The organism is Micromonospora echinofusca (assembly GCF_900091445.1).
Lineage (GTDB): Bacteria > Actinomycetota > Actinomycetes > Mycobacteriales > Micromonosporaceae > Micromonospora > Micromonospora echinofusca.
The window spans coordinates 1,487,318-1,507,657 of the sequence record NZ_LT607733.1 but is presented as its reverse complement, the minus strand read 5'-3'; the positions used below and the strand labels follow the sequence as shown (position 1 = coordinate 1,507,657).

Sequence of the window (20,340 nt, the reverse complement as noted above, 5' to 3'; positions counted from 1 at the left end):
CGGCGTGGGCGGCCGGTGGCGGCACACCCGCTCACCGGGCGAACGGCTCCAGCATCACGGCGGCGGCCTTCAGCCACGCCTGCCGGGTCTCCTGCTGGAGCTGGTGGTACTCGATCGAGGAGCCGGTCTCCAGCGCCGGGTCGTACGGCACCACGGCCACGGCCCGGGTGCGGGTGGCGAAGTGCCGCTCCAGGTCGTCCTGCAACGGCGAGCGGCCCGGGGTGGGGCAGGAGATCAGGGTGACCGCGTTGTCGGCCAGCTCCCCCATCCCCACCTCGTGCAGCAGGTCCAGCATCCAGTCGGCACTGAACGCGGCGTCCTCACGCGGCACCGTGGTCACCACGAGCTGGTCAGCCGCCTGCATGATGGTGCGCCAGTTGGCGCTCTCCACGTTGTTGCCCGTGTCCACGCAGACCACGTCGTGGGTGCGCCGCAGCAGCTCCAGCACCCGCCGGACGGTGAACTGGTCGAGGCGCTGGGCGAAGCGCGGGCTCTCCTCGCCGGCCAGCACGTCGTACGAGCCGTCGGAGGCGTGCCGCAGGTAGTCGTCCAGGTGCTCCAGCAGCTCGGGACCCTCCTTGATCTCGACGTGTGCGAGATCGCTGACCAGGTGCCGGATGGTGCGGGCGTGCCGGGCGCTGCCGGCGCGCAGCCCGAGCGTGCCGCGCAGCTCGTTGTCGTCCCAGGCCAGCACGCCGCGCCCGCGTACGCTGCCGACGGTCGCGGCGGCCAGCACGGTGGCGGTGGTCTTGTGCACGCCGCCCTTCGGGTTGGCGAACGCGAGCACCCGGGGGGTGCCCAGGTCACGGCGGAGCACCCCGGCGGCGCGCTCCAGCTCGTTCTCCGTGCCGCGTGGGCGCCACTCGACGCGCGCCGGGTAGCCCAGGTCGGCGGCCACCGGCGCGGCGGGGGGCGGGGGCGGCGTGGCCGGTGGGGGCGGGGGCGGCGTGGCCGGCGGGGGTGGCGGGGGTGGCGGGGGTGGCGGCGCCTGGGAGCGGTAGCCGTTGTCGAGCACCGCGTAGCGGGACCGGGCCGGGGGCGGCTCGTGCCGGTAGCCGTTGTCCAGCAGGGCGTAGCGCGACTCGGCCGGCCCCGGGCCGTGGCGCGGCTCGGACTCGACGCGAGGCGGCGGAGCCTGGGCCGGGACCCGGTACGCCGGCTCGGCCGGGTAGTCGGGCTCGGCGCGGTAGGACGGCTCGATCGGATCCGCACGGTAGACGGGCTCGACCGGTTCCGACCGGTAGGACGGCTCGATCGGCTCGGAGCGGTAGACGGGCTCGACCGGCTCGGACCGGTAGGACGGCTCGATCGGCTCGGAGCGGTAGACGGGCTCGACCGGCTCGGACCGGTAGGACGGCTCGATCGGCTCGGAGCGGTAGGCGGGCTCCGGCGGGTACTCCGGCTCCACCCGGTAGGCGGGCTCGGCGGGGTCCACCCGGTAGGCCGGCTCCACCCGGTAGGTAGCTTCGGCCCGGTAGCCCGCGTCGACCGGACGGCCGTACTCCGCGCCGTAGGGCGGCGGGCCGGGCTCCGGCGCGTACGGCGGCTCGGGCGCCCGCCCGATGGCCGGCACCCGCGCCGCGTAGCCGTTGCCCGACGAGCGGCGGGGCAGCGGCTCCGGCGGCAGGGGCGGCGGATCGGCGTGTCGGTCGGCCTCCGCCTGCTCGGCCGCGCGACCGCCGTGCCGGGCCCGGTCGAGCAGCGCCCGCCACCGCGGTGCTGGTTCGGCCGGCCGCCCCCAGCCGGTCTCGCTGCCCTCCACGGCCCGCCCTCCCAGCGCCATCGATACCCGTCTGACAGGCTACGAACGAAACCCTATTCGGACCACACCCGTCTACGCACCTCCGGTTCCTCCTGTCGTCACGGCGCCGGCCCCGGCGCGCCGCCGGTGCCGGCGTCTGCCGAGGTGGTCAGCTCCACCGGCGGCGTCGCGTGGGCGCCCGCCCGGTCGAGCCCGGTGGCGCAGCCGTCACGTCGGGTGCGGGTTCCGACGTTTCGCCCACCGACGCTCAGTCGCGGAGGATCCCGAGCGCGCGGTCCAGGTCGTCAGGGTAGTCGCTTTCGAAGTGCACCTCGTCCCCGGTGCGGGGATGCAGGAAGCTCAACGACCGGGCGTGCAGCCACTGCCTGCTCAGTCCGAGCCGGGCGGACAGGGTCGGGTCGGCGCCGTAGGTGAGGTCACCCACGCACGGGTGCCGCAGCGTGGAGAAGTGCACCCGGATCTGGTGCGTACGCCCGGTCTCCAACCGCACGTCGACCAGGCTCGCCGCCGGGAACGCCTCGACGGTGTCGTAGTGGGTGATGCTCGGCTTGCCGCCGGAGACCACCGCCCAGCGGTAGTCGTGGGTGGGGTGCCGGTCGATCGGGGCGTCGATGGTGCCCCGCAGCGGGTCGAGGTGCCCCTGCACGACCGCGTGGTAGCGCTTCTCCACCTCGCGGTACTTGAACGCGCGCTTCAGGGCGGTGTACGCCTGCTCGCTCTTCGCCACCACCATGATCCCCGTGGTGCCCACGTCGAGCCGGTGCACCACGCCCTGCCGCTCGGCGGCGCCGCTGGTCGAGATGCGGTGCCCCACGGCAGCCAGCGCACCGATCACCGTCGGGCCGGTCCAGCCGGGGCTCGGGTGGGCCGCCACGCCGACGGGCTTGTCCACCGCCACGATGTCGTCGTCGGCGTACACGACCCGCAGCCCGGGCACCGCCTGCGGCACCACGGTGGGCGGGGCGACCGGCGCGGGCAGGGTCACCTCCAGCCAGGAGCCGGCCTTCACCCGGTGGGAGTTGGGCCGGGCGACGCCGTCGACCAGCGCGTCGCCGGCGTCGATCAGGGCCGCGGCGGCGGTGCGGGACAGCCCGAACAGCCGCGAGACGGCCTGGTCGAGCCGCTGGCCGTCGAGGCCGTCGGGAACGGGCAGGGAACGGTGGTCGCCGCCGGCGACGAAGGCGGCGGTCATGCCCGCTCCCGCTGCCCGGCGTCGGCCTGGGCCGCCGCCTCGTCGGTGGGCTCGCCGTGGCCGATCCGGCTGCCGTCGCGCTGCCGGCCCGTCAGCTCCAGCAGGAGGGCGAGCAGCACGCCGCAGACCAAGGCGCTGTCGGCCAGGTTGAACACGGGGAACACCCGGCCGTACGGGGCGAAGACGCTGACCATGTCGACCACGTGCCCCACGAACCAGCCCGGGGCGCGGAAGACCCGGTCGACGAAGTTGCCCAGCGCCCCGCCCAGCACGAGGCCCAGCGAGATCGCCCAGGGCAGCGAGCGCAGGCGCAGCGCCATCCAGACGATCCAACCGACCACCCCGAGGGTGATCAGCGGGAAGACCCAGGTGTGATCCGCGCCGATGCTCCACGCCGCGCCGCTGTTGCGGGTGAGGCTGAGGTAGACCGCACCGCCGAGCAGTCTGACCGGCTCCCGGTCCTCCAGGGCGTCCAGAGCGAGGTGCTTGGTGAGGGCGTCGGCGGCGAGCACGGTCAGCGCGAGACCGAACAGGATCGCGACGGGCCGGCGGTGGGGCGCGCCGGCCCTCGACTCGACGCTGCCGGCACCCGGCTCAGCGCCGCCGGACCCGGCGGACGGTGCTTCGGACATCTGCTCCCCATCGACGCTCGCGGCGACGCGTCCGCGCCGCCTCCCATGGCCGCCGGGGAGCGGGCCTCAGCGCCGCTCCTCCAGCTGCTTGCACGTCACGCAGAGGGTGGCCGACGGGAAGGCGGCGAGCCGCTCCACCGGGATGGGGTTGCCGCACCGCTCGCACCAGCCGTAGCCACCCTCGTCGAGCCGCTCCAGCGCCCGCTCGACCTGCGTGATCCGTTCCAGGATGCTGTTGGCGAGTGAGATCTCCTGCTCACGCTCGAACGTCTTGGTCCCGGTGTCGGCCTGGTCGTCCCCGGCCGAGTCGGTCAGCCGGTCGCGCTGCAGCTCGGTGATCTCGCTCAGCGTCTGATCGTACTCGGCGCGCAACTCGTCACGCCGCGCCGCCAGGGCCGCCCGGATCTTCTCGGTCTCCGCAGCGGTGCGGGTGGCCTTCGCCACCGGCTTCCGGCCGGCGGTCCTGGTGTCGGCTGGCTTCGCCATCGTCGCTCCCTCGGCCGCGGAACCGCGGCGGTCCGCGGCACCTGGACAGGGGCCGCCGGCATCGGCGCCCCCAGGTACAAAAGGGGCGCGCGGCGACGGGGCCGCGCACTCCGGAGATTCGCAAGAATACGGAACGTACAGGCGCACGACAACGTGCCGCTCCGACGCACCGGCGTTCGGCCCCTAGTCATCCCTAACCGGGCAAAAGGAACGCTAGCAGATCAGGCGTCGCGGCCCCGGCCGTACTCGCCAAACCAGCGGGCCAGCCGCCCCCGCCGGCTGACCGCCCGCAGGCGCCGCTCCGCCTCGTCGCGCACCCCTGCAGTGGCCACGATCAACATGCTGTCGCCGGTCTTCAGCCGGAAGTCCGGGCCGGGCACGACGCCCGCCCCGTCGCGCAGCACCAGCGTCACCGAGGCACCCAGCGGCAGCCGCAACTCGTCGACGTGCACCCCGGCCAGCCGGGACCCGGGCGGCACCTCCAGTTGGAGCAGATCCGCGCCCATCCGCTCCAGCGGCGCCGTCTCCACCCGGATCTCGGTCGCCTCGGCCGGCGCGGTCACCCGCAGCCGGCGGGCCACCGGGCCCAACGTCCCGGTCTGCAACAGCGTGAAGATCACCACCAGGACGAAGACCGCGTCGAAGAGCCGGTCGGCGCCGGGCACCCGCTCCGACAGCGGGATCGTGGCGAGCACGATCGGCACCGCCCCGCGCAGCCCGGCCCAGGACAGGAACGCCTGCTCACGCAGGCCGAACCGGAACGGCAGCGCGGACGCCGCCACCGACAGCGGCCGGGCCAGCAGCACCAGCGCCAGCCCGACGACCACGGCCGGCAGCACCGCCGAACCCAGCCGGCCCGGCGAGACGAGCAGTCCGAGCAGCACGAACAGGCCGATCTGGGCCAGCCACGCCAGCCCGTCAGCGAAGCCGAGGATCGCCTGCCGGTGCGGCAGCCGGGCGTTGCCGAGGATCACGCCCGCCACGTAGACGGCGAGGAAACCGGAGGCGTGCAGCACCGCCCCGGCGGCGTAGGCGAACACGGTCAGCCCGACGGCCGCGATCGGGTAGAGCCCCGCCGACGGCAAGGCCGCCCGCCGCAGGGCCCACCGCCCGCCGACGCCGGCCGCGGCACCGACCGCCGCGCCGACGCCCAACTCGTAGCTGACCAGGGAGATCTCGTACCACCACGGGTGGGCGACCCCCTCCCGCGAGAGCAGCACCACCAGCAGCACGACCGGGGCGTCGTTCATCCCCGACTCCGCCTCCAGGGTGGCCACCAGGCGGGGCGGCAGCCGCAGCCGGCGCAGCGTGGCGAAGACCGCCGCCGCGTCGGTGGAGGAGAGCACGGCGCCGTAGAGCAGCGCCAGCCGCCAGTCGAGCCCCAGCAGCAGGTGCACGACCAGGCCGACGACCAGGATGCTGACCACCACCCCGACCGTGGAGAGCAGGGCGGCCAGCCCCAGCACCGGGCGCAGGGTGCTCCACCGGGCGGTCAGCCCGCCCTCGGCGATGATCACGATGAGCGCGCAGAAGCCCAGGGTGCGGGTCAGCTCGGCGTCGTCGAAGCGGATGCCCAGCCCCGCCTCCCCGATCGCCACCCCGAGGGCGAGGTAGGCCAGGAGGCTCGGCACCCCGAGGCGGGTCGAGAGACGGACCGCGCCGACCGCGACCAGCAGGACGGCCGCGCCGAGCAGGAGCGCGAGATCCAGCCCCGGCGTCACCGCCGTCCGGCCCCGGCGTCGGTCACCCGGCGGCCCCGTCACGCAGCCGGCGCAGCGCCTCCGTCAGTTCCGGGGCGGGGCCCTCGACCAGGAAGAGCTTGTCGCGGCTGGCCGCGCCGGCGCGCAGCGACACCATCGCCGGCCGTACGCCCAGCGCGCCGGCCAGGGCGCGGCGGGCCGCCTCGGTGGCCCGCCCGTCGACGGCCGGGGCGTTCACGGCGATCACGAGAGCGGGCCCGTGGGGCCCGTCGAAGCGGCCGCCGACGCGGGCCCGGGCGGAGCCGGGCTTCACCCGGACCGCGACGGTCAGCGTGGCATCCATCGACAACCGTCGCCCCGCTCAGAACCGACCGGCGTCGGCGAGCAGGGTCGTGTCGGGCGCGCAGCGGGAGCAGGGGGTGAAGCCGAGCTCGACGGCCTCGGCGACGGGGAGCGGCTCGTGCTCCCGACCTGCCAGGTAGGCGCAGTCGGACAGGTGGTAGCGGGGCCGCCCGTCGACCACCCGCACCTCGGCGTCGAGGCGGGCCACCCGGGCGGCCTCGACCGGTGTGACGTCCTGCGCGGGCGGCTCGTCGTCGTACGGCACGGCCGGGCCGACCCCGGGCGGGGCGGCCGGGACGTCGCCGTTGACCACCGGCGGCTCGGGCGGTTGCCGCCACCCGGTGCCGTCGGGGCCGACCGTCGGAGGAACGTGCTGGACGGGGATCTCCGGATCCGCCGACCGCCCGCCGGCGGAGGCCGGCTCGGCCGGGCGGGTCGCCTGACGGGGCCGCCATCCCGGCCCGCCGGGATCCGCCGCCGCCCGGTTCACGGCCGCCTGGCGGGCGCCCGCGACCAGCGCGACGGCGGCCAGCAGGCTGGCCGCGATGGAGATGGTCAGGAGAACGCTGGAGCCACCGGCCAGGCCGAGCACCAGCAGCACCACCGCGACGAGGATGAGCAGGAGACTGGCGACTATCACGGCTCACCCCCGCCGCGTCGTGCTGATGAGGCGAGGTCGGCGACCGTCAGGACGACGGTCGCCGACCGATGGTTCAGCGACCGGCTTCGAGGGCGCCGGAGCGACCGCCACCGTAGGAGCCGGCGAGACCGGCGGCAGCCAGCCCGTTGCCGCTGCCGGCGGCACGGGTGCCCTCACCACCGCGGGTCATCTCGACCTCCAGGCCCTGGCCGCGACCGTCGAGGTCACGCAGCTGGCTCTCCAGGTAGGCCTTGAGCCGGGTGCGGTACTCGCGCTCGAACTGCTTGAGCTCCTCGATGTGCTTCTGCAGGGCGGTGCGCTTGGCGTCCAGGCCGCCCATGGCCTCCTGGTGCCGCTGGCGGGCGTCGCGCTCCAGGGCGTCGGCCTTGGCGCGGGCCTCGCGGGTGACCTCCTCGGCCTTGGAACGGGCCTCGGAGAGCAGCTGGTCGGCCTCGCGACGGGCGTCGGAGACGTGGTCGTCGGCCGTGCGCTGGGCCATCATCAGCACCCGCAGCGCCTGCTGCTCGCCGTCGGCGCCGCCGACGGCCGGACCGCCGGCGGAGCGGACCTGCTCCAGCTCGGCCTGCATCGCGCGGGCGGCCTGCTCGGCCGCCGCCTTGTCGCGCTGCACCCGGTCGAGCTGGGCCTTGACGTCGTTGAGCTCCGCCGCGAGACGGGCGTCGCCGCCGGGGCCGGCGGGGGCCCCACCACGGCCGCCGCGCTCCACCTGGGCGCGCAGCTCGTTGTTCTCCTCGATGAGACGGGCAAGCTCACGCTCGACCTCGTCGAGGAAAGCGTCGACCTCCTCCTCGTCGTAGCCCCGCTTGCCGATCGGCGGCTTTTTGAAGGCGACGTTGTGGACGTCGGCCGGGGTCAGCGGCATCGAAACTCCTCGGGTCAGTTGCGGCCGCGAAAGCGCGTCGCTCATCAGACGGTGCCGATGATCGACCGCCTCAACACGAACTCCATCAGCACGAACAGGATAACCAGGAGCACAAGTGAGGCCAGGTCGATGCTCACGGTACCAATTCGCAACGGAGGGATCACACGCCTCAACGCGTTGAGAGGGGGATCAGTGACGCTCCACACGATTTCCAGCCCTACCGATGCCCCACGCCCCGGCTGCCAGCGGCGGCCGTACTGGAGCACGGCGCTCAGGACGAACCGGGCCAGCAGGACGAGCAGGAAGAAGTAGAGCACCAGGTACAGCACTTGCAGCACGATCGACAACACGGCAGGCGACGTCCCTCGGGTCGGGCGGGGCTAGCTCAGGCTGAAGAAGCCGCCCTCGGCGATCTTGGCCTTGTCCTCCGCGGTGACCTGGACATTGGCCGGTGAGAGCAGGAACACCCGATTGGTCACGCGCTCGATCGTACCCCGCAGCCCGAACGCGAGGCCGGCGGCGAAGTCGACAAGTCGACGCGCGTCCGCCTCGTCCATCTCGGTGAGGTTGATGATCACCGGGACGCCGTCGCGGAAGTGCTCACCGATGGTGCGCGCCTCCCGGTACGTCGTGGGGTGCAGCGTGGTGATCTGGTAGCGCTGCTCCTCCTCCGCCATCACCGCGCGCTCCCGGGGCTGCGCCTGCGGCGCCAACGCCAGGTTGTCGCGGGTGTGGTAGGTCAACGCGCCCGAGGTGTCGCCCGCCGACGGCCGGGTGATGGAGCGGACGCTGGAGCGCTCGGCCCGCTCCGGCCGGTCGGGGTCGCCCCGCTCGGCATCGGCCGCCCGCGCTGCGGCGCGCTCCGAGAGCCGGCCACGGTCGGCGAGCCGGGACCGGGGCGCCGGCGGCTCCTCGGAGTCGTCCTCGTCGTCGTCGGCGAACTCCTCCGAGTACCGGCTCTGCCGGTAACGCGAGTCGCGGTAGCCGCCCTTGTCGTAGCCACCGTCGTCGTAGGCCCGCTCGTCGTCCTCTTCGACCAGACCGAGCCAGACCCCCGCCTTGCGCAGTGCACCCATCCCGCGCCCTTCCCGTCCGCCGTGCGGCACGCGCCCCCGTACCCGTGTCGCTTGTCGCGAGTGGACCACTTGCCCACTGGAGCGGATCGGCAATCCTCTGGCACGCGATTCGCGTCGCGTGCCACGACCCCCGACAACGGGACGCCGATCCCTCAAACAACACAGATGTAATTTGCTTCCCGCGGTCAGGCTACCGCAGCGTGGGACGCATTCCGAGCAACGCGCTGCCGACGCGGACATGTGTCGCGCCATACCGGATCGCGATTTCCAGGTCGCCGCTCATCCCGGCGGAGAGCGCGGTGGCTCCCGGGTGGAGCGCCCGGAACGCGGCGGCCACCTCGGCCAGTCGGGCGAACGCCCGCTCCGGCTCCCAGCCCAGCGGCGCCACAGCCATCAGGCCGGCCAGCCTCAGGGCCTCCGCGCCGGCGACCGCCCCGGCCACCGCGTCGAGCCCGGCGCCCGGGTCGGCCGAGCCCGGCAGCGCCCCGCCCCGGGCCGCGTCCCCGTCGATGCTGACCTGGACCAGCACCTCCAGCGGCCGGTCGCGCGCCGACGCCGACGCCGCGTCGAGCGCCCGCGCCAGGCGGACACTGTCGACCGAGTGCACGACGTCGGCGTAGCGGACCACCGAGCGGGCCTTGTTGCGCTGCAACTGCCCGATGAAGTGCCACCGGGGCGTCACCCCGGCAGCCGCCACCTCGGCCGCCTTGGCGGACGCCTCCTGGTCGCGGTTCTCCCCCACGTCGGTCACGCCGAGCCCGGCCAGGGCCACCACGTCCCCGGCCGGGTAGGTCTTGGTCACCGCGATCATGGTGACCTCGGACTCGTCCCGTCCCGCGTCGGCGCAGGCGCCCACGATCCGGGACCGTACGCGGGCCAGGCCGGCCGCGATCTCGGCGCGCCGGTCCGGGCGCACCGTGGCTGGGCTGTCGGTCATCGGCGGTACTCAGGAACCGTTCTTGAGGAAGTCGGGCACGTCGACGTCGTCGAAGAGCACCCGGCGGGGCGACTGCTGCGGGGCCGGCATGGTGGCCGGCGGCGCGACCGGGGTGCTCGGCTGTGCCGGCTGGTTCTGGTTGCTCTTGCGGGGCGGCTCGGCCGCCTTGTACGCCGGTGCGCCCCCGTCGAAGCCCGCTGCGATGACGGTGACCCGCACCTCGTCGCCGAGGGCGTCGTCGATGACGGCGCCGAAGATGATGTTGGCGTCCGGGTGGGCCGCGTCGGTGACGAGCTGGGCCGCGTCGTTGATCTCGAACAGGCCCAGGTCCGACCCGCCGGCGATGGAGAGCAGCACGCCGCGCGCGCCGTCCATGCTCTGCTCGAGCAGCGGGCTGGAGATGGCCGCCTCGGCCGCCTCGACGGCACGGTTCTCGCCGCGCGCGCTGCCGATGCCCATGAGCGCGCTGCCCGCGCCGCTCATCACGCTCTTGACGTCGGCGAAGTCCAGGTTGATCAGACCCGGCGTGGTGATCAGGTCGGTGATGCCCTGGACACCGGAGAGCAGCACCTGGTCGGCGGTGCGGAACGCGTCCATCATGCTGATGTTGCGGTCGCCGAGCGCCAGCAGCCGGTCGTTGGGGATGACGATGAGCGTGTCGCACTGGTTGCGCAGCTCGTCTATTCCGGACTCCGCCTGCACCTGACGGCGCTTGCCCTCGAACGAGAACGGCCGGGTCACCACGCCGATGGTCAGCGCGCCGAGCTTGCGGGCGATGTTCGCCACCACGGGCGCGCCGCCGGTGCCGGTGCCGCCGCCCTCGCCGCAGGTCACGAAGACCATGTCGGCGCCCTTGAGGACCTCCTCGATCTCGTCGCGGTGGTCCTCCGCGGCGTTCTTGCCGACGTCGGGGTTGGCGCCGGCGCCGAGCCCGCGGGTCAGCTCGCGACCGACGTCGAGCTTCACGTCGGCGTCGCTCATGAGCAGCGCCTGCGCGTCGGTGTTGATCGCGATGAACTCGACGCCCTTGAGCCCAACCTCGATCATCCGGTTGACGGCGTTGACGCCGCCGCCACCGATGCCGACGACCTTGATGACCGCCAGGTAGTTGTGCGGAGGTGTCATCTCCGGTCCTTTCCCTTCGAGATTGGCATGGGCCGACCGGGTAAGGCCTGGCCAGACCAGCGGCCGACGAGAGCTGTCTCCAGCGAGGATCAGGGTCAAACCCTCACCCTCTACTAGAGGCTTACTGTTATGTCAACCACTGATCCCCTTCGGGGCAACGTAAGCGCCCTCACGCGATGAGCCAAGGACCCGCTCGGCGTGTCGCCGCCTTAGCGGGGCGGGTCACGTCGCCGGTTGAGCGGCGGGTCACCTCAGGGTCACCACGTCGGGCGCGCTGACGTCGATGGTGTCGGCCTTCCGGTCGAGCAGCGCGCTGGCCACCCGGGCCTTGTCCGCGCCCCGGGTCGCGTCCCCCCAGACCACCACCCGGTCGCCACGTAGCCGCAGCGTGATCCGGGCCAGCCCCTCGACGGTCACGTCCACCAGCTCGGCGCGCAGCTGCGGGGTGAGCGCGCCGAGCACCTCCAGCGCCGCCCGGGTCGGCCCGTCGTCCGGCCCCGGCTCGGCGAGCCGGACCAGCGGCAGGCCGTCCGGCGCCCGGGGCACCGTCCGGAACACCACGCCCGCCCGGTCGATGACCACGAACTGCTCGCCGCGCGGCACCGCCGCCACGCCGGTGCGCTCGGTCACCCGCACCACCAGCGTGTCCGGCCAGTCGCGCGTCACGACGGCCCGCTGCACCGCCGGCAGCCCGCCGACCCGCCGCGCCGTGGCGGCCAGGTCCACCCGGGCCAGCGGGGCGCCGTCGGGCACCGCGACCGCGTCGCGGACCTGCACGGTGGTGACCAGCTCGGCGCCCTCGACGCGAACCTCACGCACCCCGAACAGGCCGGTGCCGAGCACGGTCCAGGCGACCAGCCCGGCCACCGCGAGCACGCCCGCGGCGACCGCCCACGGCAGCGCCGCGCGCATCCGACGCTGCCGGGCCCGGGCCATGAACCGGCGGGTCGAGGCGGGCACCGCGTCGCTGCCGGCCCGGACCAACTGCCACCGCCGCTGCGGCCCGCGCCGGCCGCCGCCGTCCGCGCCCGTGGTGCGCCCCCGCGCCGGGCCGGGACTCATCCGGCCGCGGGCGCCGCGCCGTCCGGGACCGCGCCGCCGGCGCCGGGGACGGTGCCACCGATGCTCGTCGTCCCGCCCGCGTCGCCGCCGGGCGTCGTCCCCGCCGGCGCCGCCGGATCGGCGGTACGCGCCGACAGCGCGGCCAGCAGCTGGTCCCCCATCAGCGAGATGGGCGGGGCGCCCATGGTCACCACCACGTCGCCGGGGCGGGCCCGCCGGGCCACCTCCACCGGCGCGGCCTCCCACGAGTCCACGAAGACCTTCCGCTCCACCGGCAGCGGCACGGCCTCGATCAGCGCCGCCGACCCCTCCCCCGGCTCGCGCAGCTCGCCCGGGCCGAAGACCTCCAGCAGCACCAGCTCGTCGGCGATCGCCAACGACTCGGCGATCTCCGCCTGGAGGTCGCGGGTGCGGTAGAGCCGGTAGGGCTGGAAGACCACGATCACCCGGCCGTCACCGGCCACCTCGCGCAGCGTCTGCAACGCCAGCGTCATCGAGGTCGGGTGGTAGGCGTACTCGTCGTAGACCAGCACGTCGTCCGCGACGCCCTTGCGCTCGAAGCGCCGCCGCACGCCGGGGAACGCCGCGAGCGCGCCCTCGGCCGCCTCCAGCGGCAGCCCCAGCAGGTACGCGGTCAGCACGGCCGAGGCGCTGTTGAGCCCCATGTGCCGTCCGGGCACCGGCAGCCGGAACTCGCCGAGCGAGCGCCCGTCGATGCTGGCGATGTAGCGCACCCCCCGGGCCGACGAGGCGATGTCGGTCAGCCGCAGGTCGGCGTCGGGCGCCTCGCCGTAGGTGTGCACCCGGCGGCCCTCCGCGCGCAGCGTCTCGGCCAGCCGCCGGCCGCCCGGGTCGTCGGCGCAGGTGATGATGAAGCCGTCCGGGTCGGTGAGCCGGGCGAACTCGGCGAAGGCCGCCTCCAGCGTGGCGAGGTCACCGTAGGTGTTCAGGTGGTCGGCCTCGACGTTGGTGATGATCGACACGTACGGGCGGTAGATCAGGAAGGAGCGGTCGCTCTCGTCCGCCTCGACCACGAAGTACTCGCCGGTGCCGTGGTGGGCGCCCGAGCCGACCTCGGAGATCTCCCCGCCGATGACGAAGGACGGGTCCTGCCCCGCCTGCTGGAGCACCATCGTGACCATCGACGTGGTGGTGGTCTTGCCGTGGGTGCCCGCGACCGCCACCGTCCGGCGGCCGGTCATCGCGGCGGCCAGCGCCTCGGAGCGGTGCAGCACGCGCAGGCCGCGCCGGCGCGCCTCCACCATCTCCAGGTGGTCCTGTGGGATCGCCGAGGAGTAGACGACCGTGTCGACGCCGTCGAGGTTGGACGCCTCGTGGCTCATGTGGATCGTGCCGCCGAGGGCGCGCATGCCGGCCAGGGAGGGCCACTCCCGCAGCTCGCTGCCGGAGACCCTGATGCCCCGGGTGAGGAAGAGCCGGGCCAGCCCGCTCATGCCGACCCCGCCGACCCCGATGAGGTGGATCGTGCCCAGGTCCTCGGCGGTGAGCGTGCCGGCCGGGGTGAACTGTGCGGTGTTCATGACGCGTACCTTCCCGTCGCGGCGCCCCCAATCACTGGGCCACCGCCTCGTAGACGAAGTTGAGCAGCGCCTCGTCGCCGTCGCGGCGGCCGTACGCGGCGGCGGCGGCGCCCATCGCGTGCAGCCGGTGCGGGTCGCGGATCAGCGGGATGACGGTCCGCTCGACCCAGTCCGGCGTCAGCTCGGCGTCGTCGACGAGCAGCCCGCCGCCGGCCTCCACCACGGGCAGCGCGTTGCGCTTCTGCTCCTGGTTGCTGTGCGGGTACGGCACGTAGATGGTGGGCAGCCCGATGGCGGCCACCTCGGCGCAGGTCATCGCCCCGCCCCGGCCGAGCATCAGGTCCGCCGCGGCGTAGCCGGCCTCCATCTCGGACAGGTACGGCAGCGTCACGTACGGGACCGGCAGGTCGGTCGGGACCGGCACCGGCTCGTTGCGGGCGCCGATCACGTGCAGCACCTGCACCCCGTTGCGGGCGAGTTCCTTGGCCGCGCCGGCGACGGCGAGGTTGATCGAGCGGGCGCCCTGCGAGCCGCCGGCGACGAAGAGCACCGGCAGGTCGGGGCGGAGGCCGAAGTGGGCCCTGGCGGCGTTACGCATGGCGAACCGGTCCAGCCCGGCGATGCCCCGGCGCAGCGGTACGCCGACCACCCGGGCGTCGCGCAGGGCCTCGGCCTGGGCCGGCTGGTGCGGGAACCCGACCGCCACGTGGTTGGTGAACCGCATGCCCAGCCGGTTCGCCACCCCCGGCGGCACGTTCACCTCGTGGATGACGATCGGCAGCTCACGCCGCCAGGCGGCGAGGTAGGCCGGCACGGAGACGTACCCGCCGAAGCCGACCACCACGTCGGCGCGCACCTCGTCGATGACCTTGCCCGCGGCGCGGGCCGCGGTCCACATCCGGCCGGGCGTCTTGACCAGGTTCATGTTCACCGAGCGGGGCAGCTGGTAGGCCGGGATCTGCCGCAGGTCGTAGCCCTGCGGCGGGATCAGCTCGTTCTCCAGGCCCCTGGGTGTGCCCAGGCAGGTGATCCGGACGCCGGGGTCGTGTCGGCGCAGGCAGTCGGCGAAGGCGAGCAGCGGGTAGATGTGCCCCCCGGTGCCACCTCCCGCGAGCACCACCGAACGCAGCGGACCCATCAACGTCTCCTCTCGTCCGCCGACCCACGCCTGGTCCGGGCCAGCCGGACCCCGCGTGGTGCGGCCTGGTCGTCTCCCCGCCGCTCCCGCGCCCGGGGCACGGACCCTCGGGCGGCCGGGGACGCCGCCGGCCGGCGGCGCCGCCCGGGAAGCGGCGGCAACGGGGCCCAGAGTAGTCGGACCCATCGGGCCGGCGGACGGGCATGCAGCGCTCTGGCGGCGTCGGGTTCGGCGCGGGCGAAGGAGGCGAGCATGCCGATCGCGGCGAGGGTCACCACGAGGGCGCTCCCGCCGTCGGAGATGAACGGCAGCGGCACGCCGGTCAGCGGCAGCAGGCCGACCACCCCGCCGATGTTGATCACGGCCTGGCCGACCAGCCAGGCGGTCGCCGCCGCGGCGGCGAGCCGGCGGAACGGGTCCTCGACCCGGCGGGCGATCCGCAGGCCGGTGTACGCCAGCACGGCGAAGAGCGCCACCACCACGACGCACCCGACGACGCCCAGTTCCTCGGCGACCACGGCGAAGATGAAGTCGTTCTCCGCCGCCGGCAGCCACTGCCACTTGAGGCTGCTCTTGCCGAGGCCGACGCCGAACCACCCGCCGTTCTCGATGGCGTAGCGCGCCTGGGCGATCTGGTAGCAGTCCTCCAGCTTGCACTGGTCCGGCGGCGGCGGATTGATGAAGGCGGTCAGCCGGGCCAGCCGGTAGTTCTTCTCGCCCGTCTCGCCGGAGCCGGCGCCGAGCGAGGCCACCGCGACCAGCAGGCCGATGCCGAGCAGACCCACCGCGGAGAGCGCGGCGAAGACCCGCAGCCGCACCCCGGCGGCCCAGAGCAGCCCCACCACCAGGGCGAGCAGGCAGAGCATCGTGCCCAGGTCGTTGTAGCCGACGAGGACGAAGAGCAGGCCGACCACCGGGAAGAGGGGGGTGGCCAGCTCGCGCCACCAGCCCAGCGCGGCGCCCTTGCGGGCGATCACGTGTGCGCCCCAGAGCACCAGGGCGAACTTCGCGAACTCGCTGGGCTGCACCTGGATGCCGCCGACGAAGAGCCACAGCAGCCGGGCCTCGACCGGACCGATCCGGGCGGAGTCCTGGTTCGTCAGCCGGGCGTACGCGAGCAGCAGGTTGAGCACCAGCAGCAGGCCGACGGCGGTGAACAGCAGCGGCCGGCCCAGGGACCGGTAGGTCGTCGCCGGCAGCCGCTGGCACGCCCAGAACGCGACGATGCCGATCACCGCGAAGATCGCCTGCTTGACCAGGGACGTCGAGGCGTTGCCGTTCTCCGCGTAGTCCCGGACGCTGGTCGCCGAGAAGACCATGGTGAGGCCGATCAGCAGCAGCAGGCCGGCGCTGGACAGCAGCAGGTAGTAGGAGGCCAACGGGCGGTCCAGCAGACCGCGCAGCGCGGCCAGCCCGCCGGCGGCGTCCAGCCCGTGCGGCACCTGGGGACCGGGGTCGTCCGGCCCGCGCGTCGCGGCGGGCGCGTCGCGCGTACGCCTGCCTCCCGCCGACCGCCCGGGCGTCCCCTCCGCCGTGACCTCGATGCCTCGTCCCTCCCCCACCCGACCATCATGGCGGTTCCCCGGGGTCGTCACCGGCGCAACGGCCCGGTCGGCGTGTCGGGCTTGCGCCGGGCCGCGTGGGGCCGGACGCGCCGCGGGGCCCGGGGCGACACGCGCCCGGGCCCCGCGGCGGAACCTGCCGGCCGGCTCAGGTCATGTTGGCGAGGAACTCGCTGTAGAACAGGCCCAACGCGATGGCCACCCCGATGCCGGCGATGATCCAGAACCGGACCACGATGTTGACCTCGCTCCACCCGGCGAGCTCGAAGTGGTGCTGCAACGGCGACATCCGGAACACCCGCTTGCCGGTGGTACGGAACGAGATGATCTGGATCACCACGGACATCGTGATGATCACGAAGAGGCCACCAATGATCGGCAGCAGCAGGATCGTCCGCGTGGACATCGCCATGCCGGCGATCAGGCCGCCGAGGCCCAGCGCGCCGGTGTCGCCCATGAAGATCCGTGCCGGCGAGGTGTTCCACCACAGGAAGCCCACGCAGGCCCCGGCCGCCGCGCCGGCGATCAGCGCGATCTCCAGCGGGTCACGGACCGCGTAGCAGTAGTCCTGGGTGTAGTTCGGGTCGGCGCACCAGTGCCGGTACTGCCAGAAGGCGATCAGCGCGTACGCCGCGAGGACCATCACCGAGGCGCCGGTGGCCAGGCCGTCGAGGCCGTCGGTGAGGTTGACGCCGTTGGTCGCGGCCATCACCACGAAGATGAAGATGACCACCGCGCCGATCTTGGTGACGTCCAGCGCCGGGATGTCCCGGATGAAGCTGAGCGTCGTGCTGCCCACGGTCTCGGTGTTGGTCTCGGCCCCCGCGGCGTCGGTCATGGTGCTCGGGAAGTAGAGCGCCACGACGCCGAAGACCGCGCCGACCAGGATCTGCCCGAGCAGCTTGCCGCGCTTGTTGAGACCGCCGCTGTGCCGCTTGCGCACCTTGAGGAAGTCGTCGATGAAGCCGACCGCGCCGGAGAAGACCATCAGCCCCAGCAGCACCAGCGCGGTGATGGTCGGCTCGACCTGGGCGATCTGCGCGTCCGGCAGGGTCGTCAGGGCCAGGTGACCGGCCACGTACGCGATGACCGTGGCCAGGATGAAGACCACGCCGCCCATCGTCGGCGTGCCCTTCTTGCCCTCGTTGCTGGCGAGCCCGAGGTTCGATCGGATCGGCTGGCCGGCCTTCAGCCGGGCGAACACCTTGATCGCGATCGGGGTGCAGAACAGCGAGACCAGGAAGGCCACCCCGATGGCGACGATGACCGCCCTCATGCGGCGCCGCCCCCCGTCGCCGTCGGGCCGGATCCGTCCCCGGCGGCGTCGGCGCGCAGCGCGTCGGCCACCTCCCAGGTGCGGTACCGGGAGCCCTTCACCAGGACGACGTCACCCGGTCGTAACTCGCTGCGCAGCACCTCGACGGCCGCCGCCTGATCGGTGAGCAGCACCGACTCTCCTCCCCAGTCCCCTACCGATGTCGCGCCTTCGTGGATCGGCGCGGCCGGCTCGCCCACCACGAGCAGCCGGTCGACGCCCAGTTCGGCCGCGAGCCGGCCGACCTCGGCGTGCCCGTCGCGTTCGAACGGGCCCAGCTCGGCCATGTAGCCGAGCACCGCGACGGTGCGCCGCTCCCGCCCGATGCCGGTCAGCGCGCGCAGCGCGACCGCCATCGAGGCGGGGTTGGCGTTGTACGAGTCGTCGATCACGGTCACCCCGTCGACGCGTTCGAAGACGTCCATCCGGCGGGTGGAGACCAGCCCCAGCGCGCCCAGCGCGATGGCCAGCTCGGCCAGCGGCATGCCCAGCTCGCGGGCCACCGCGGCGGCGGCGAGGGAGTTGGACACCTGGTGCCGGCCGGTCAGCCCGAGCCGTACGGGCGCGGTCCCCTCCGGGGTGACGAGGGTGTACGCGGGCCGCCCCCGGTCGTCCAGCGTCACGTCCTCGGCCCGCACGTCGGCGTGCGCCGCCTCGCCGTAGCGGACGACCCGGGCGACCGTACGGGCGGCCATGGCGTCGACCAGCGGATCGTCGGCGTTGAGCACGGCCAGCCCGTCGGCGGGCAGCGCCTCGACCAGCTCGCCCTTGGCCAGCGCGATCGTCTCCACCGAACCGAACTCGCCGATGTGCGCCACCCCGACGTTGAGCACCACGGAGATCCGGGGCGGCACCACGTCGCAGAGGTAGCGCACGTGCCCCACCCCGCGGGCGCCCTTCTCCATCACCAGGTAGCGGGTCTCGGACCCGGCCTGCAACGCCGTGTACGGGTGCCCCAGCTCGTTGTTGAACGACCCGGGCGGGGCGACGGTCGGGCCGAGCCGCGCGGTGAGCTGGGCGATCAGGTCCTTGGTGGTGGTCTTGCCCGACGAGCCGGTCAACCCGACCACGGTGAGCCCGGGCAACCGGTCGACCACCGCGCGGGCCAGCCGGCCCATGGCGGCCAGCGCGTCTTCGACCAGCACCATCGGCACGCCGGGCACCTCCCGGGTGCCGAGCACGGCCACCGCGCCGGCCGCCACCGCGCCGGCGGCGTAGTCGTGCCCGTCCACCTTCTCGCCCGGGAAGGCGACGAAGAGCGCGCCCGGGCGCACCTTGCGCGAGTCGAACTCGACCGGACCGGTGACCCGGGCCTGCGGGTCGGCGCCGGCGAGCCGCCCGTCGACCGCCGAGGCGACCTCGGCCAGGCTGAGCGGGATCACCGCTGACCTGCCGGGTCGGCGAAGCGGACGCGCAGCGCGTCGGCCAGCTCGGTGCGGTCGTCGAACGGGTGCACCTCGCCACCGATCTCCTGCCCGCGCTCGTGGCCCTTGCCGAGCACCGCGACCACGTCGCCCGGCTCGGCCAGCCGGACCGCCGCGTCGATCGCTGTCCGGCGGTCGGCCACCTCCTCGACCCGGGCCGTCGTGCCGGCCCGCCGGGCGCCCGCGAGCACCTCGGCGCGGATCGCCGCCGGGTCCTCCGTACGCGGGTTGTCGTCGGTCACCAGCACCACGTCGGCTCCCTCCGCCGCGGCGGCGCCCATCACCGGCCGCTTGCCCCGGTCCCGGTCCCCGCCGGCACCGATCACGCAGATCAACCGGCCTGCGCCGTATTCCCGCAGCGCCGCCAGCGCGGCGACGATCGCGTCCGCCTTGTGCGCGTAGTCGACCACGCCCCGGACCGGGCCGGGGGCGTCCACCAACTCCAGCCGGCCGGGCACCCCGCCGCACTCGGCCACCCCGGCGGCGGCGGTGCGCGGATCCACGCCGGCGGCGACGAGCGCGGCGATGGCCAGCAGGGCGTTGGCCACGTTGTGCCGGCCCGGCAGCGCCACGCCGGCCGCCACGACCAGCCCGTCGGGGCCGTGCGCGGTGAACCGCTGCGCGTACCCCTCGCCGCCGACCTCGTCGGCCCACCAGGTGGCGCCCGGGTCGCCGGCCGCCGAGTAGGTGACCGTCGTCGGGCGGTACAGCGACTTCAGCGCGGGGTCGTCGTGGTTGAGCACCTCGACCGCGCAGCGCCCGTCGAACAGCTGCGCCTTCGCGGCGAAGTAGTCCGCCGAGTCGGCGTGGAAGTCCAGGTGGTCGGAGCCGAAGTTGGTGTAGCCGCCGACCGTGAACCGGACCCCGCCGACGCGGCCCATCGCCAGCGCGTGGCTGGAGACCTCCATGACCACGGCCGTGACGCCGCGCTCGCGGGCGGCGGCCAGCATGGCGTGCAGGTCGGTCGCCTCGGGCGTGGTGCGCACGCTGTCGATCGCCAGGTCGCCGAGGCGGGTCTCGACGGTGCCGATCAGGCCGGTGGTGTGGCCGGCGGCGCGCAGGCCGGACTCGACCAGGTAGGCCGTCGAGGTCTTGCCGGCCGTGCCGGTCACCCCGATCACCGTCAGGTGCGCGGTCGGGTCGCCGTAGACGGTCGCCGCGAGGTCACCCAGGACCGCGCGGGGGTCGGGGACCACCAGCGCCGGCAGGCCCGCCCCGGTCACCGCCGCGGCGCCCGCCGGGTCGGTGAGCGCGGCCACCGCGCCGGCGGCCGCCGCGGCGGCGGCGAACTCCGCGCCGTGCCGGCGGGCGCCCGGCAGGGCCGCGTACAGGTCGCCGGGGCGGACCTCCTGGCTGGCGTGGGTCACCCCGGTCACCACCACCTCGGCGGCGCCCTCCGGGGGCTCGACGGCGAGTCGGGCGGCGAGGTCGCCGAGCCGGACACCGATCACGGTACGGGGACGAGGATTGCCGGGCACGGCGTCAGACCCTACCCGGTCGTCCGGTTCCGGCCGCACAGCCGC

At 74.3% G+C, this 20,340-nt stretch carries 19 protein-coding genes; all 19 read right to left on the bottom strand.

Going from position 1 to position 20,340, the window contains the following annotated elements:
• Positions 1-31 precede the first annotated feature (31 nt).
• Entirely contained in the window at positions 32-1,762 is a 1,731-nt protein-coding gene (locus GA0070610_RS06950) for an AAA family ATPase (protein ID WP_088999252.1), read from the bottom strand.
• 247 nt (positions 1,763-2,009) lie between these two features.
• A complete protein-coding gene (locus GA0070610_RS06945) occupies positions 2,010-2,954 on the bottom strand; it encodes an RluA family pseudouridine synthase (RefSeq protein WP_088999251.1) in 945 nt (314 codons plus the stop codon).
• Positions 2,951-3,586 (bottom strand): signal peptidase II, encoded by a 636-nt coding sequence (gene lspA / locus GA0070610_RS06940; RefSeq protein ID WP_088999250.1) that lies wholly within the window; start codon positions 3,584-3,586, stop codon positions 2,951-2,953. Before lspA ends, GA0070610_RS06945 begins: the two co-directional genes overlap by 4 nt.
• A 66-nt stretch (positions 3,587-3,652) precedes the next feature.
• A complete protein-coding gene (locus GA0070610_RS06935; RefSeq protein ID WP_088999249.1) occupies positions 3,653-4,072 on the bottom strand; it encodes a TraR/DksA family transcriptional regulator in 420 nt (139 codons plus the stop codon).
• Positions 4,073-4,293: 221 nt separating this feature from the next.
• Complete coding sequence (locus tag GA0070610_RS06930) at positions 4,294-5,793, bottom strand: potassium/proton antiporter (RefSeq protein ID WP_089003332.1); 1,500 nt, start codon at positions 5,791-5,793, stop codon at positions 4,294-4,296.
• 22 nt (positions 5,794-5,815) lie between these two features.
• The gene (locus GA0070610_RS06925) at positions 5,816-6,115 is read right to left on the bottom strand and encodes a DUF167 domain-containing protein (protein WP_088999248.1); all 300 of its coding nucleotides are present in this window, start codon (positions 6,113-6,115) and stop codon (positions 5,816-5,818) included.
• An 18-nt stretch (positions 6,116-6,133) separates the two neighbouring features.
• A complete protein-coding gene (locus tag GA0070610_RS06920; RefSeq protein WP_088999247.1) occupies positions 6,134-6,754 on the bottom strand; it encodes a hypothetical protein in 621 nt (206 codons plus the stop codon).
• Positions 6,755-6,827: 73 nt separating this feature from the next.
• Positions 6,828-7,637 carry a DivIVA domain-containing protein gene (locus GA0070610_RS06915; RefSeq protein WP_088999246.1) on the bottom strand — a complete coding sequence of 270 codons (810 nt, stop codon included), beginning with the start codon at positions 7,635-7,637 and terminating at the stop codon, positions 6,828-6,830.
• 44 nt (positions 7,638-7,681) lie between these two features.
• Positions 7,682-7,987: a YggT family protein gene (locus tag GA0070610_RS06910; protein ID WP_088999245.1), complete on the bottom strand. Its 306-nt coding sequence runs from the start codon at positions 7,985-7,987 to the stop codon at positions 7,682-7,684.
• A gap of 30 nt (positions 7,988-8,017) precedes the next feature.
• Positions 8,018-8,713: a cell division protein SepF gene (locus tag GA0070610_RS06905; protein WP_088999244.1), complete on the bottom strand. Its 696-nt coding sequence runs from the start codon at positions 8,711-8,713 to the stop codon at positions 8,018-8,020.
• 190 nt (positions 8,714-8,903) lie between these two features.
• A complete protein-coding gene (locus tag GA0070610_RS06900) occupies positions 8,904-9,650 on the bottom strand; it encodes a YggS family pyridoxal phosphate-dependent enzyme (protein WP_088999243.1) in 747 nt (248 codons plus the stop codon).
• Positions 9,651-9,659: 9 nt separating this feature from the next.
• Positions 9,660-10,775, bottom strand: a complete 1,116-nt coding sequence (gene ftsZ, locus GA0070610_RS06895) for a cell division protein FtsZ (RefSeq protein ID WP_088999242.1) — start codon at positions 10,773-10,775, stop codon at positions 9,660-9,662.
• Positions 10,776-11,021: 246 nt separating this feature from the next.
• Complete coding sequence (locus tag GA0070610_RS06890) at positions 11,022-11,837, bottom strand: cell division protein FtsQ/DivIB (RefSeq protein WP_088999241.1); 816 nt, start codon at positions 11,835-11,837, stop codon at positions 11,022-11,024.
• A complete protein-coding gene (murC, locus tag GA0070610_RS06885; protein WP_088999240.1) occupies positions 11,834-13,378 on the bottom strand; it encodes a UDP-N-acetylmuramate--L-alanine ligase in 1,545 nt (514 codons plus the stop codon). The genes GA0070610_RS06890 and murC overlap by 4 nt, the downstream gene beginning before the upstream one ends.
• A 31-nt stretch (positions 13,379-13,409) precedes the next feature.
• Positions 13,410-14,516, bottom strand: coding sequence for an undecaprenyldiphospho-muramoylpentapeptide beta-N-acetylglucosaminyltransferase (murG, locus tag GA0070610_RS06880; RefSeq protein WP_088999239.1), 1,107 nt, complete (start codon positions 14,514-14,516; stop codon positions 13,410-13,412).
• Entirely contained in the window at positions 14,516-15,928 is a 1,413-nt protein-coding gene (locus tag GA0070610_RS06875; protein ID WP_089003331.1) for an FtsW/RodA/SpoVE family cell cycle protein, read from the bottom strand. The genes murG and GA0070610_RS06875 overlap by 1 nt, the downstream gene beginning before the upstream one ends.
• A 298-nt stretch (positions 15,929-16,226) precedes the next feature.
• Complete coding sequence (gene mraY, locus GA0070610_RS06870; protein ID WP_088999238.1) at positions 16,227-17,354, bottom strand: phospho-N-acetylmuramoyl-pentapeptide-transferase; 1,128 nt, start codon at positions 17,352-17,354, stop codon at positions 16,227-16,229.
• A complete protein-coding gene (locus GA0070610_RS06865) occupies positions 17,351-18,775 on the bottom strand; it encodes a UDP-N-acetylmuramoyl-tripeptide--D-alanyl-D-alanine ligase (protein ID WP_088999237.1) in 1,425 nt (474 codons plus the stop codon). Before GA0070610_RS06865 ends, mraY begins: the two co-directional genes overlap by 4 nt.
• Positions 18,772-20,334: a UDP-N-acetylmuramoyl-L-alanyl-D-glutamate--2,6-diaminopimelate ligase gene (locus GA0070610_RS06860; RefSeq protein ID WP_088999236.1), complete on the bottom strand. Its 1,563-nt coding sequence runs from the start codon at positions 20,332-20,334 to the stop codon at positions 18,772-18,774. Before GA0070610_RS06860 ends, GA0070610_RS06865 begins: the two co-directional genes overlap by 4 nt.
• Positions 20,335-20,340 lie beyond the last annotated feature (6 nt).